The organism is Paenibacillus etheri (assembly GCF_001012825.1).
Classification (GTDB): Bacteria; Bacillota; Bacilli; order Paenibacillales; family Paenibacillaceae; genus Paenibacillus_AQ; species Paenibacillus_AQ etheri.
In genome coordinates, this window is record NZ_LCZJ02000026.1 from 383,181 (window position 1) to 397,277 (window position 14,097).

Below are 14,097 nucleotides of genomic sequence, written 5' to 3' on the forward strand. Positions count from 1 at the left end.
CAGGATCCTCCAAAACCAATTCACCTTCCGGGTAATTCGGTTTAATTCGAGGGGTTCTTTGTACCTGATTGGTTAGCATTTCTTGAGTACTCATCTTTTTCATCACCACTGGATAGGAATTTTGGATTAACAAGAATCAATAGTGTAAATTTTAAATAAAAAATAAATTATTTTCCAATTTAGGATATACATACTGCATTATCGGTTCAACGACTAAATAGTTTATATTTTCCATAACATTTTTTGCTAAAATGGTTCAAAGATCCCCAATAAATTACCATTATTTTTATAAAAGTAAAATTACTAGTGTATATAGATCCAGTTCTAAGGTCACCTAACTGTACTTTTGTTTTAGTTTAATTTAAGTCATTTGGCACATTTATTTTTTTATTTCTTTTTGTTCATCTTACTTCTCAGGAGTGTAAAATTACGAGTTCTTTGCATCCAATATTCCATTTTAGATCCTATGTATCAGACCATTTCTACCAAACTGGAGAGAATTCATACTTCTGGAAGGAATTAACCCGTGAAAAAACTAGGAAATCCCTGCTAACTCGAACTATTTCCCGGTATCAAATCTCATATGTGTTTAAGCAAATGTAAACAGACAGACTCATAAGAGGCTGCCTGATATATTCTTTAATCCAAATACGTGTCTATGAGCAGAATGAAATCATTTTGCGTGAGGGCGATGAGCTGGACGAAATTTATTTTCAAGTGGAGGGGCGCACTAAGCCTTTCTTCTAGTGGGAACAGGAAACTCCTTGTTATTACGTTTCTGCTCACCCTTGTCTTTATTCGGGGACATTGAATACGTGCAGGAGGTTGAGGTCCAATCACACACATCCGCATCCCGAACGAACTTGCTGGGCTCTGTAGAGGAAAGGTTTGCAAGTTATTTATTGACTGTTCAACTCCAACGTGAGTTTGGAAAAGAAATTAAGACGCCATACATCCCAGATATAGCCTCTTTGATTGGGACTACTCCCCGCCATTAAACCGTGTTATTAAGCGGCTCACCGACATGGAGATCTTATATAAAGTTAAGCAAGAAATTGTCGTGCTCGATTGGGAACGCTTGGATGAATTATCTAACGGTATGAGTAGGAGCGCAGTTTGCAATACCATCAATCAGCTATGATAACTGCTTAATCGAGGATAAAAGATCGATGTCTCATAACAGATATCGGTCTTCTCTTCGTGACAGGTTATGTAAAGTTAGATTAGTCGTAACTGTGTAGGTAGCCCTCAGTTGCACTTTATACAGCTAAAACTTCTCTATTTGACTTCAACACCTATTTAGTTGCACAATCTACACTTATTTAATAGAAAATGAACAGAATTTAGTGTGATCGGGACTTTTAGTTGTACGAATTACACTTATTAATCGAAAATAGTAGCCGTCCCCTCATATATTTGTACTCTTTACAATTATACGGAGAGATCAACTTTAGCAGCGGCACCTCTTCCAGTAACAAAGCAAAGAGCCTATCCTTAAAAACCGGATCGGCTGGTCATTTACTCCAAGGTTCACCTTCCCTTTAACAATCCAGATAATTTCCATTTCCTTATGCCAATGTGGTGTAGTTAATATACTGCCATCGTTCTCAATACAGCGGTACGGAAAGGCTTTATCCAGTCGTGGGAATTCCAAATAAATGGCCATCTGATCATCTCTCTTACTTATTTAGTGGATTTATAATCTCATTTATAGCGGACAAAGGCGAGTTTGGCTATTGAAGCTGAAACGTAAAAAGAGCTATCCATTACCCAACCAGGGAGCATGGACAGCAAATTTTAGGGATCGTTAATGATTCAACTTCTCTCATTTCGTATTTGCTCCACCGTCCCGACGAAACTGCTTGGGGGTCAAGCCAGTGTATTTTTTAAATAACTGTGTATAGTAACTTTGGCTGCAAAATTTAAACATCAAAGCGATTTCGGAAATAGACTGATTCGTGTGAATGAGGATCGACTGCGATTCCTCAATTCTACGCCGGTTGATAAATTCCGTGAGTGGCATACCCGTTTCGCGCTTGAAGCGGTCGGACAAATAACTGGGATGCACACCGACATGCCGAGAGATCAGGCTAAGGTTCAAATCTTGAAACAAATGCTCGCGTATAAAATATACAGATAGATTGACAATATGTGAATAGTGAAGATTCTCCTTTTGCTGGCGCATCACTGTAATGAATTGCAGGACCATTTCATATTCGTATCGATGAAGTGCCTCAAGCTCCGTCGTAGCTTCCACCGCACGGATGAACGTATCACTCAGCTGAAAAGCGGTCTCAGGGTCAACACCACCCCGGATAATCGCACGTGTAAACAAGGTGCAGGATGCAATCATAGCGTTTTTCTTGGAGCGCAGCGGATATCGAGCTAGCGTAGCAGCTTCCATTGCGTTAATTCTATGCAGTGCTTCCAGTGCCCGGTTCTCGTCACCGAGTCGGATAGCTTCCAAAAGCTCATGTTCATAATCCAGTGGAGGATGGACAAATCCCTCTGACAGTTCCGCAGAACGTGTGGGCCAATATTCCGGCAGTTTATGTTGTCCTTTAAATTGATCCATACTTGTTAACCTCACCTAAAAATTTTGATAATATCCTAAATAATTTAGTATAATTCTAGCCCTTTCAGACTTAAAATTCAATTCATAACCATCAAGGGAGGAAACATAAGCATGAGCTGGAGCATTGCCAATCAGGGATTGTCGGCAGATACCCTGCTGAATTTGGAAAGTATTTTTGCGCTGGGGAACGGATATTTGGGCGTGCGTGGCAATTTTGAAGAAGGGTATTCCGATAAAGAAATCCGCAGTATCCGCGGAACGTATTTGAACGCCTTTCACGATGTGATTGACATTACCTATGGAGAGAAGCTATTCGCCTTTCCAGGTACCCAGCAAAAACTGGTTAATATTATAGATTCCCAAGGGATAAACATTTATATAGGCGAAGATATGGAGCCATTTGCACTTACAGCAGAGAGTGTTCTCGCTTACGAGCGTAACCTCCATCTAGACAAGGGATACTCGGAGCGTAAAATCCACTGGAAATCCCCCTCCGGTAAAGAACTCAAGCTGCATTTCCGTAGACTCGTTTCTTTCACTACCCGTGAACTTTTTGCCATTCACCTGACTGTTGAACCTGTCAATTTCACCGGTCCAATCCGGGTTGTCTCTAGTGTAAATGGCGATGTTAGCAACTACACGAACCCGAATGACCCGCGTGTAGCTGCAGGACATTCCAAACGCCTGAGCGTAGTAGCGTGCGAAGCTCGGGGTGAATATGTATGCCTGGAGAACGAGACGATGGCTTCGGCCCTACGGACCTCCTGTGTTACCCGGCATGAATGGGCCGGTGACTGGCAGGTTGAAACTCAGGCTGGAGAAACCGATGCTACAGTGACGGCAACCACCTCCTTGTCTGGGCCACTATCGCTGACCAAATGGAATGTCTATACCGATACACTCCGACATGAACAAAGACTTGTAGATACCGGTATTCAGGTACAGGAATCATTGAAACACCTCTCCTTTGAAGACATGCTGGAACAGCAGAAGCATTATTTGGCCGACTTCTGGAAGCGTTCCGATGTAGTCATTGAGAACGACTTATCGCTTCAGGAGGGCATACGTTTCAACCTTTATCAGCTGCTGCAATCAGCCGGACGCGACGCGCATAGCAACATCTCCGCTAAAGGCTTATCCGGTGAAGGGTACGAAGGCCATTATTTCTGGGACACGGAGATTTATATATTCCCTGTGTTCCTAATGACTTCGCCTGACTTGGCCCGGCAGCTCCTATTGTACCGGTATTCCAAGCTGGAGGAGGCAAGGGAACGTGCTAAAGAGATGGGCCATGCCCAAGGTGCATTGTTCCCATGGCGGACGATTTCAGGTACGGAATGTTCCTCCTTCTTCCCCTCCGGCACAGCCCAATATCATATCAGCGCCGATGTAGCCTACAGCTATATCCAATACCATCTAGCAGAAGAAGATGACGCCTTCTTGCTCCAATACGGCGCCGAGGTGCTATTTGAGACAGCGCGGCTTTGGATGGAGATCGGTCATTACTACGAAGGCAAGTTTCACATCGATGAAGTGACTGGACCGGACGAATACACATGTCTTGTGAACAACAACTATTACACCAATGTAATGGCCAAACATAATTTAAAATGGGCCGCACGCAGTTTTGCGCGGCTTCAAGAATATGACGAGGCTGCATTTCAAGCTTTGTGTGTGCGCCTGCATGTAACTGGACCAGAAGCAGATAGCTGGCTGAAGGCGGCGAATGCCATGCTGCTTCCTTACGACGAGAAGCTGGGAATTAATCCGCAGGATGATACTTTTTTACGCAAAGCGGTCTGGGATTTCGAGAATACACCACCGGAGAAACATCCGTTGTTGCTGCATTACCATCCGCTCACGCTGTACCGTTATCAGGTCTGCAAGCAAGCCGATACTGTACTCGCTCATTACTTGCTGGAAGACGAGCAGTCCCACGAAACTATTCGCAAATCGTATGATTATTATGAACAAATCACTACCCATGATTCCTCTTTGTCCTCTTGCATATTCAGCATTATGGCTTCGAAGATCGGGTATAAGGACAAAGCGTATAACTATTTTATCGAGACGGCGCGGCTTGATCTCGACAATACGCACGGAAACACTAAAGACGGATTACATCTCGCCAATATGGGAGGAACGTGGATGGCCATTGTGTACGGTTTTGCCGGAACACGTCTCAAGGAAAATGGCCTGTCGCTCGCTCCGTCCCTACCTACGGGCTGGCAGAAATATAACTTCCGCCTCACCTTCCGCGGCCGCCTAATTGCTGTAACCATTCGCGAGGAAGGTGTAGAGCTTGAATTGCTAGAGGGTGAAGCCCTTGAACTTACGCTCTACGGCCAATCGGTAACTCTGGGCAACGAGAAGCCGGTAACTCAGGCGCTGCAAGCCTAATTCATAAGGAGCGAAACACAATGAATGCAACATCTCAAATTCAAGCCGTAATCTTTGATCTAGACGGCGTTATTACCGATACCGCAGAATATCATTATCAGGCTTGGGGCATGATTGCGAAAGAGCTGAGCCTCCCGTTCACCCGAGAGTTCAATGAGAACCTCAAAGGTGTATCGCGCATAGCCTCACTGGAGTTGCTACTTGGACAAGCGGCAACTCCGCACACCTACTCTCCCGAAGAGATGGAGGAGATGGCGACCCGCAAAAATGAGTTTTATCAGCAACTTATTCAGCAGGTAACCCCGGCCGATGTGCTGCCTGGTATTTCTGAATTGCTCTCCGAGTTGAAGGACCACGGAGTGAAGACTGGCATTGCCTCCGCTAGCAAAAATGCCTTTACAGTTATCCGCCTTCTAGGTATGGAGAAAGACTTCAGAGTTATTGTAGATGCCGCCAAGCTTGCTCGCAACAAACCAGACCCGGAAGTGTTCCTGACCGCCGCCGATGCGTTTGGTGTAGATCCGCAATTTTGCGTCGGGGTCGAAGACGCAGTCGCTGGGGTTGAAGCGATCAAAGCAGCGGGTATGTTCGCTGTATATATCTCCTTACAGGAGAACTTGTCCATCGCTGATATGAACTTGAACCACACTGCTGAACTTAATTACTCCGAGTTAAACCAGCAATTCGCTGCTGCAAAAAATAGAGCAAGCTAAATAATTGAGCATCGCAGTCTCAATATATGTAAGTCACAAACTAAGCCGGCAAGTTCCTGAGGGAAGCTTGCCGGCTTATGTTTAAATATACTTTTCGGAACACCCGTTTCTGATTCCGATCATCAATAATAATCTGCACCACTTCCTTAAACCTCAGTATAGGCACACTCTCCCGTTCCCTTAGGAACTTAAGACTATCCTGTAGATCCACATCATCCGTCATTACAATCAGCCACTGGTATGTAGCCCGTAGACCCATTCTCGCAATATCTCTGATCGGCAGGCTTTCAAAAAAGCGACTGTAATCTCGGCTAAATTGAGAGTTGCTCACATCCCCTACTATCTGACATGCAGTGGTCGCATCCATCAAGCTGGATAGCATCAGACTTCTCGCTTCACGGAGACACAGCGCTTTTTGGTATTGTAACAGGCTCATCGAAGTAAATGCCTTAAAATACTTGTGAAACGAGGTCCCATTCATAGTACCAGCTCGTCCAAGTCTGCAACTTTCCTTTGCTGGAGAAGTTGTCGTGGAGCCAGGAAATCCCTTCATAATCCGCTGCACGTCCGAATCCTCAAACCCCATTTCAGCAATGTGAACGCCGATGGGGCTGTACAGGAATTGTAACAAAATCTCATCCTCCACGAGTGACTATCTTTTCAGCATCGTCGAAACTTTGCTGACTTCCTCCAGCATCCTTACCACGTCTAGAGTGCTTAAGTCGGCACCCGTCACGTAACCCGCGTTCCACTGACGAACTGGAGGTAATCCTTAGAGACCAACTTCCTGGTAGAGCATCACAAACATTACTCCCTAGCTCGAACCCTCAGACTGCAACTATATTGCTCATATCTTTTGTTTAATGGCCTATGTTTAATTTTATATGATTTAAAATACTATTTGATAATTGCGAAAGGATAATACATTCTAATTCTTCAGCTCTCTTCAAATTAACATTAGCTCTCTCAATTATCTTCTTATCTTGTTTTCGAAAAAACTTTGAGTATAATGCAACTCCAGTTTCTAATAAACTATAGAGATCTCTTAAATCCTTTAAAAGCGTCTCATCACATTCTATACTCAATGATTCTACTAAGTAATTGGCTCGGTATATTAGACCTCGCTTGTTTTCTAATAATCTTCTCATACCCTTTTCAATATTATGTATTCTAAACGGCTTAAAGTATTCGTGAAGATCATTGTTCATTAGAATTTCAGTAAGATTTTGATAAAAAGCTTTATAAATAGCTATTCCATTCCAGCGATAGAATCTTGAATCACGAGATATATTTTCAACACCGTTCAAATAATGAATCAAAGTATCATAAATTATATTTAACCTTACCTGTCTATTAAAATTATTTTTAACTTCAAAAGTAGATGCAGGTTCGCCTACCCTCGATAGAAAAAGTAACCATGAGTCCACATAATCATCTTTTAATATAATTTCTAAAGAAGAGTGAAACGATTGTTCAAGATCAGAAAAATTTAAACTTTCCAAACTCCACTTATTATCAACGTTCTCCAAAAAATACAATAATTCAGATTCCTCGTCATAACCGACGAACATAGTTCCATGCACAGAATCTAAATTTCTTAATTTGTGGTATTCTCTGAAGTACTTTTGATTAAGTGTTAATAGTACATATTTTTTTTCTTTAAGGGCTTTTAGTGTAGCGTCCAAAATTGTATCTTTCCCAAGGATAATTCTTGTTGTTGATAAAACTTCATCAAATACAAATTCGTACTCAGTCGGACTGGATGAACCTAATTCATAGTAACTACATTCAAAATGTTGATCTACTTGTAATCCAATAAAACGTTCAATATACCAAGGTATTAATTCTTTGTTAGATAAAATCATACTCAATTTATAATAATCAAAACAATTGATATTCATGTCTACATCGAGATTTACAGGCAAGATATATCTAGTCATTTTTGTACCTCCCTACTTTATCTTGGATTGTCTTACATAAACCTATTGATAGTATTGCGCTTGAGCTTTCCACATCGAGCTGTACTCCTGCTGATCCAACAGCAACTGATGATGAGAACCATACTCCACTAATTCTCCATTGTTAAACACAGCGATCTTATCACAAAATTTACAAGCAGATAAACGATGTGAAATATAAATAACGGTGCGATTTTCCGTAAGAAGATTAAAGTTGTTGTACATCTCAAATTCCGCATAAGGGTCCAATGCAGCTGTAGGCTCGTCCAGAATAAGAATAGGTGACTTTTTGAGTAAAGCCCTAGCAATTACTACTTTCTGACTCTCACCGCCCGAAAAGTCTGTCCCTTTTTCATCAAAGATTTTATGTACCTGGGTATCTATACCTTTGTCCAAGCGCTTCATTTTGTCTTCCAGTCCTACTTGATTAAGAACTTCTTCTATTTCTTTTTCTGATATTCCGCTATCCTTCAAGCATAAGTTTTCTTTAATCGAAAATGAAAATAACTTATAATCTTGGAAAACAACGCCTAAAATTTTCATATATTCATCATATCGATATTCTTGAATGGATCTTCCATTCAGAAGAATCTCACCTTGATCGGGTTCATACAATCGACAGAGTAGCTTAATAAAGGTCGATTTACCCGCACCATTTTGACCTACTACGGCCAATCTTTCACCGTTCTTTATAGTCAGTGACACATTTTTTAATGAATAATTCTCATTCCCTGCATATTTAAAAGATACATTGCAAAATTCAATCTCAACATCCATGAGTTTCTCAATTCTACCTCGCCCGGTTCTCATTGCTGGTCTTAAGCTCTCAAATTCTCTAAATACCTCAATGTACTTACACATTTGTCGAAACTCAACATAAGCATTCATTGCCAGCGACACTTGAGCAGAAAAGCTATTGGCGGCGGAAATATACATAACAAAACCACCAATTTGTATTTTACCTGTAACTACTTTCACAACCATGTAGGCGTATATAATGACCATTTGTGATTGAAGATTAACGCTAGTCAGTCCCTTATATCTCCCTACCTTTTCATATAGCCCGCCAAAACCACGAACACTTTCATTATGGTATGTATTCACTTTATTCAGTAAATAAGGAGCCATCCCAAACAAACGGACATCTTTAGCCATGGAAAAGTCAACGGCCAATTTTGAATAATAACCAAACTTACGGTTTAGAGGAGCCAATAATTTATGGAAATTGAATTGAGCTTGTTGCGACTTTTTAAAAATAAACGTATTGAGTAGAATCATTCCCATAATCACCACGATAATTCCAATGTTTAACGTTGAGATTAAGGCCGCTAGTCCCAAAAGGGACAGTATTGTTTGCAGCAAAATCTTCATACTATCCAACATTTTACGTATAACATCCTGCTGTCGAATGGGAGCAAGCGCCTGTTCTTTAAGATCCAGTACTTTAGTATTCTCTAATCTCTCGTAATCCAGATTCATAATATGCTGCCCAATATGTAGCTCTAACTTATCCATAACCAACAAATTAGCTAATTCAATGTGTTGGTTAAGATAATTGTGAAGTAACCCAAAGACAGCGTTGCCTGCCACCAAAACTCCTATCCAGAGGATAATATTCATTTCTCGGCCAGCTCCCATCAATTCATCAATCAAATATTTGGGAAGGATTATGTTTATAAACGGGAAGATTGCGCTGCATAAAGAAGCAAACACCATCAGAGGGATGTACGATTTTGACATGGAATGTACCAGCTTCCAAAAGTAAAGGGTCACATTCCAGTCCCTTTTCAGAGCAGGGAATGGATTCATAGACTATGCTTCACTCCCCTTATAATATTGTGCTTGAATCTGATACATTTGATTGTACTTTCCGCTTCGTTCCAGTAATTCATTGTGAGTACCCGCTTCGGAAATTTCACCTTGCTCCATATACAGTATTTGGTCACAGAACCTTGTGCTGGACAACCGGTGGGAAATATATAATGCTGTTCTCTCTCCAATCATTTCATTAAATTTTGTATACAGATTGAATTCTGCTATTGCATCAACTGCTGCAGTAGGCTCATCCAAAATAATCAATTCTCCATTCTTATAGAGTGCTCTTGCCAACATCATTCTTTGATTTTCCCCACCAGAGAACTCAACACCTTCATCATCCAATAACTTTTGCATTGGGGTGAGTATGCCTAATTTCAATGAGGCCACTTTTTCGCTAAGTCCCGCTTTTTCAAGACTGTCATAAATTCTCAAAGAATCAGACTCATTTTGTTCTCTTAGAGAGACATTCTCTGCTAACGAGAACGCGAGTACGTGAATTTCTTGAAATACCGTGGAAAATAACTTCCAGAAATCCGTTTTGGCAAAACGTTTGATATTGATTCCATTTAGCATAATTTCTCCACTATCGGGTTCATACAACCTGCTTAATAATTTGATAAGCGTTGTCTTGCCAGCACCATTATGACCCACGATAGCAAGCCGCTGATGGGGCGGTATGATGAAGGATATTTTATTAAACACTGGCTGATTATTTCCTAGGTAGGTAAAGGAGACTTTTCTAAATTCTATGGTATAGGGGCCTTTTGGAAGCGGTAGCGAGGTTCCTTCATCCTGCTCACCCTGCTCTATTTCTAAAAAGTTACGAAGTCCCTCTATGTATAAATTCTGTGTACGCAGATGAGCCAAATCTTTCATGATTCCCTGAAGAACGCCAGAGAATCCAGCGACAGCAGTTGTGTACATAACAAAATCACCTATAGTGATCCTCTGGTGAACGTAAAGATAAGCTAAATAACCATATACAATTCCCTCACGGAACAAACGGATCACAATATCCAATGAGTCACTCTTAAAATAAAAGTTGCTGATAGCAGACTGAATTTCCTGTCTATTTTGAACACTTAAATTGTATAGGAACACCAAGGTACTATTAAAAGAATTAATCCGGATTTCCTTACCAAAAGTAAAGTCTTGCATAATATCTGAATAATACTTTTTCTTCCTCTCCAACTCCGAAAGCTGTTGTTCATGTTTATACTCATAGCGTTTAGCACGAAGAGATAACCCATAAGAACACCCGATACTTACAATTAAAAAAACAATCACACCTAAATTCAATCTTCCAATTACTGTTAGATAGCCGATGAAAGCGAGAAATCCAGCCAGACATGCAAAAAAAGTATGAAATAATCCCTGAAATCCGTTCTGCACACTTTGCAAGGAACGCTTAGCCTGCTCCATCTGATTAAGATAAACGGGATCTTCCGTGTTTTTGAAATCAACGTTCATATTTTGTGCTGTGTGAGCATGGATCTGTTTGAAAACGACTTTCATTAATTGGGTTAAACCCAGGTTTTGCAAATATCCAGTAAAATATCCAGCGAAAGTCAATATTATAAACATCAGTGAAATTAAGAGGATAAACTGCTGAGGTCTTTGCTGTCCCGTCAGCTCATCTATTATAAATTTTGGAAATAGAATCAAAAGGAAGGGCTGCATAGCAGTAAGAAGCGTAACTGTAGAATAATAAATAATGGAACGTTTACTGTAATTCCAAGATGTGGAGAGAACATAGCGAATACTGGGCCAAGTGGAGGTTACAGATTTTGTTCTCATTACGGAAACTTCCCCTTATCTGAACGCATTTTTCGATAATTGAAGAATATTTATGATTAATCAGATTCATCTTTAAATTCTACAAATCTAACTTTAATCTTAGATAACGTATTTTTATTCATAATTTTTATATTGTGATTGTAAGGTAATAATAAACTTAAATAATCATTTTCCACTGTTATTGAAGCAGGAGGACATACTGGCATGTTATAAGTGTAGTACAAAAACTCCTTCTTTTTTAACTTAGTATATTTATCAAAGTATTTAATAAAAGAGTCGATTGAGCTTGTTTTTAAGCACCCACCCGTAATATATGAAGTTTTAACAAAATCTCTTTTCTCACCTGTCTCGACGGGAATAAATGGAGCATAGCAGCCTAATTGCGCATACAAATCTATAAAATAATAATATCCATTTGTGTATATATAATTAATGACGTGACCTCCACCAGAATTAGACATAACACACAGGTTACCTATGTTAGAATAATACTTTGAAAGAATGTTATAAAAGATCGAAGCTAAAGATGCACAAGACCCATTGTTATCTTTAAGCGCCTTGTATCCATTTTTATGAATTTCCCATTCATTGTTATCAACTATTTTGTATTCATGTTCTTGAAGGTTTTCTGTAAAGCAATTTATCTGGATATACTGAATAAGTTCATAAGGATTACAAATCATATTACTAATTTCTTCAGGATCTATATTACTAAATTTAATTTTTATATCCTGTTTAGTATATCGAGTCTTTCCAAGCGCACTAATCGGCACCCAATAAATCGCTGGAAAGATAAGAGTTTCAAAGAAAACATCGTCTCGTAAATTCAAAGTACTAGAAACCACTCAAGAACCTCCCACCCATCTAAGAAAAATAATCGATAATTAATTCATAAATACTCGTAACTTCATTAATCTCCTTCGATGAAAAGACAGGAATTTCTAAATTTTCACAATAGTATTTCTTAACTTTCAGTAAATCTTCTAATTCCAACTCATTTGGCGTTCCCTTGAAGTGATTCCATCCGTTTTTATAATAAAATGGGTACACCACTATACAAATTACTTTTGTCGGAACCACGTTTTCTATCGTCTGAATCGTTCGCTTGATATAGTCTAGTTCATCGTTTGGATTGATACATAAAATAACTCCATCTGGAAGTAGACCCATTAAAAAATCTAATTGTTTTACCGCGAGATTACCCAAATGATTAAAAGATTGAGCTACTGTAGCAGATTGAGAACCTGCAATAATCAGATCCGGATTTTTCTGATCCATCTTACTCAATGATTCATTGACTAAATTTATAAATTCATATTGATTGAGCTGATTATCACTATTAAAACCAAAGGGAATAGTCTCATTCATACCATATAATATCCCTGTCGGTTCAGTTGACAGCTGGGAAACTTTATAACCATTCTTCAAAAATAAACTTCTAAGAAATAATTGTAATGTGAATTTCCCCTGCTTACTTGAGGTTCCAAAAACACCTATAACCGGTGCATTAATTTTATGTAATTTACCGTGTTTCTTTTTCAAAATAATTTTATTTTTCATACTCATCACAGTCGTTGGGGTAACTAGAGAAATTCCTTCTCTCTCAAAATTTTCATAAAAATTATTAAGACCCCTTGAATCTAATGAAAATACATTTACTCTATGTAGCAAACAATCGTTCAGCAATTTTTCTTTTATTTTTTTACCAGATATATTCTCCAATTCAGTTAAATGCCCAATGATTAGCGTATCTATATTTTCAAAACAAATATTATCAATATTTTCTATGATATATTTATAATCCCCATCAAAACTTTTTATTTCCTTACCTAAATTCCCTATATATTTACTACTACAAACTTGCTCTATTCGAAATGGCAAAAGATCAGAAAAGTGAATTAAATTTGAAATTTCTTTGTTATAGGGAAACACTGCAGCTTTTTTAATAGTTTGATATTCATTCGACTCAATTACTCTGCTTGGTGGTTGTGGTTCTTCATCATATCCTACAAATGAAGTAAGTGTCGTCTCTTGTTGCAGATATGTAAGAGCTTTGCTCTTGCTTATTTCAGAATGCTCCCTCAGGCATAAAGAGAGATAACCTGTGACATACGCTGCCGATATACTGTTACCTTGTCTAATCGATGACTTATTATCTATCCAAGCTACTCTGTGTACTCCTCCCTTAGAGTAGACATCAACCACTTCATCCTCAGGCAGAAAAAAATCACTCGCTCTTACACAATATTGGGCCGCTTCTACTCCTATTACAAAATCAAAAGCTGCGGGATAAGATATACCCCCAGAGTTATCAAAAGCCGATATGATAAGATTTCCTTTTTGATGTAATTTATAGCAGATATCAAACAATTCTTCATTAAGATAACTAACACCCAAGCTCATATGTATAATTGAATCCTTATAATCTTTATTTAAAATATACCTCAGTGCTTCTAACAAAACTCCTTCATATGCTACTAGTTCGTAGTCGAAAATTTTTAATATGTGTAGATCAGCTTCTCGGTTAATTGAATGTATGATACTAGTTATTGCTGTACCATGGCCTAATATATCATCAATTCTTTCCCTCTCTGATCCATTACAGAAATTCAATCCGGATTCAATATTCAGAGCTCGAAAATTAGGATGGGTAATATCAACTCCACTATCGATAATAATTACTTTATTCTTCATTCTAATACTCCTTTAGAATTTGATCCTATAATACACCGAAATATTCCATGAACTATTTTGTTTTATTACTCCATAATAAATAATTAGAAGTTAAAGCCACTAATGCCTTTATCGCTAATACCTTCGTCAAACGCAAATACTT

General features: G+C 39.0%; 9 protein-coding genes. 2 read left to right on the plus strand and 7 right to left on the minus strand.

What is annotated here, in order from left to right; genetic code table 11:
• Nucleotides 1-1,825 precede the first annotated feature (1,825 nt).
• Nucleotides 1,826-2,575: an AraC family transcriptional regulator gene (locus tag UQ64_RS16850; RefSeq protein WP_060624580.1), complete on the minus strand. Its 750-nt coding sequence runs from the start codon at nt 2,573-2,575 to the stop codon at nt 1,826-1,828.
• Between the two features lie 111 nt (nt 2,576-2,686).
• On the opposite strand from UQ64_RS16850, the gene UQ64_RS16855 reads away from it, so the two are divergent.
• Nucleotides 2,687-4,975 carry a glycoside hydrolase family 65 protein gene (locus UQ64_RS16855; RefSeq protein ID WP_060624581.1) on the plus strand — a complete coding sequence of 763 codons (2,289 nt, stop codon included), beginning with the start codon at nt 2,687-2,689 and terminating at the stop codon, nt 4,973-4,975.
• A 20-nt stretch (nt 4,976-4,995) separates the two neighbouring features.
• The gene (gene pgmB / locus UQ64_RS16860; protein ID WP_060624582.1) at nt 4,996-5,688 is read left to right on the plus strand and encodes a beta-phosphoglucomutase; all 693 of its coding nucleotides are present in this window, start codon (nt 4,996-4,998) and stop codon (nt 5,686-5,688) included.
• A gap of 40 nt (nt 5,689-5,728) precedes the next feature.
• Here pgmB and UQ64_RS16865 read toward each other — a convergent pair whose 3' ends face one another.
• From UQ64_RS16865 to UQ64_RS16890, 6 genes are all read right to left on the minus strand, one after another.
• Nucleotides 5,729-6,319: a manganese catalase family protein gene (locus tag UQ64_RS16865; protein ID WP_060624583.1), complete on the minus strand. Its 591-nt coding sequence runs from the start codon at nt 6,317-6,319 to the stop codon at nt 5,729-5,731.
• Between the two features lie 229 nt (nt 6,320-6,548).
• Nucleotides 6,549-7,628: a hypothetical protein gene (locus tag UQ64_RS16870; protein ID WP_060624584.1), complete on the minus strand. Its 1,080-nt coding sequence runs from the start codon at nt 7,626-7,628 to the stop codon at nt 6,549-6,551.
• A 42-nt stretch (nt 7,629-7,670) separates the two neighbouring features.
• Entirely contained in the window at nt 7,671-9,362 is a 1,692-nt protein-coding gene (locus tag UQ64_RS16875) for an ABC transporter ATP-binding protein (protein ID WP_209445818.1), read from the minus strand.
• A gap of 96 nt (nt 9,363-9,458) precedes the next feature.
• Nucleotides 9,459-11,261 (minus strand): ABC transporter ATP-binding protein, encoded by a 1,803-nt coding sequence (locus UQ64_RS16880; protein ID WP_060624586.1) that lies wholly within the window; start codon nt 11,259-11,261, stop codon nt 9,459-9,461.
• Nucleotides 11,262-11,317: 56 nt separating this feature from the next.
• Nucleotides 11,318-12,106: a hypothetical protein gene (locus UQ64_RS16885; RefSeq protein ID WP_060624587.1), complete on the minus strand. Its 789-nt coding sequence runs from the start codon at nt 12,104-12,106 to the stop codon at nt 11,318-11,320.
• Between the two features lie 19 nt (nt 12,107-12,125).
• Nucleotides 12,126-13,955 carry a DUF1611 domain-containing protein gene (locus tag UQ64_RS16890; protein ID WP_060624588.1) on the minus strand — a complete coding sequence of 610 codons (1,830 nt, stop codon included), beginning with the start codon at nt 13,953-13,955 and terminating at the stop codon, nt 12,126-12,128.
• Nucleotides 13,956-14,097: the final 142 nt, after the last annotated feature.

What these genes read in the sequence shown, in the direction of transcription:
- UQ64_RS16850 (WP_060624580.1), bottom strand. Translation starts at nt 2,575, where the DNA reads ATGGATCAATTTAAAGGACAACATAAACTGCCGGAATATTGGCCCACA.
- UQ64_RS16855 (WP_060624581.1), top strand. Translation starts at nt 2,687, where the DNA reads ATGAGCTGGAGCATTGCCAATCAGGGATTGTCGGCAGATACCCTGCTG.
- pgmB (WP_060624582.1), top strand. Translation starts at nt 4,996, where the DNA reads ATGAATGCAACATCTCAAATTCAAGCCGTAATCTTTGATCTAGACGGC.
- UQ64_RS16870 (WP_060624584.1), bottom strand. Translation starts at nt 7,628, where the DNA reads ATGACTAGATATATCTTGCCTGTAAATCTCGATGTAGACATGAATATC.
- UQ64_RS16875 (WP_209445818.1), bottom strand. Translation starts at nt 9,362, where the DNA reads ATGGTGTTTGCTTCTTTATGCAGCGCAATCTTCCCGTTTATAAACATA.
- UQ64_RS16880 (WP_060624586.1), bottom strand. Translation starts at nt 11,261, where the DNA reads ATGAGAACAAAATCTGTAACCTCCACTTGGCCCAGTATTCGCTATGTT.
- UQ64_RS16890 (WP_060624588.1), bottom strand. Translation starts at nt 13,955, where the DNA reads ATGAAGAATAAAGTAATTATTATCGATAGTGGAGTTGATATTACCCAT.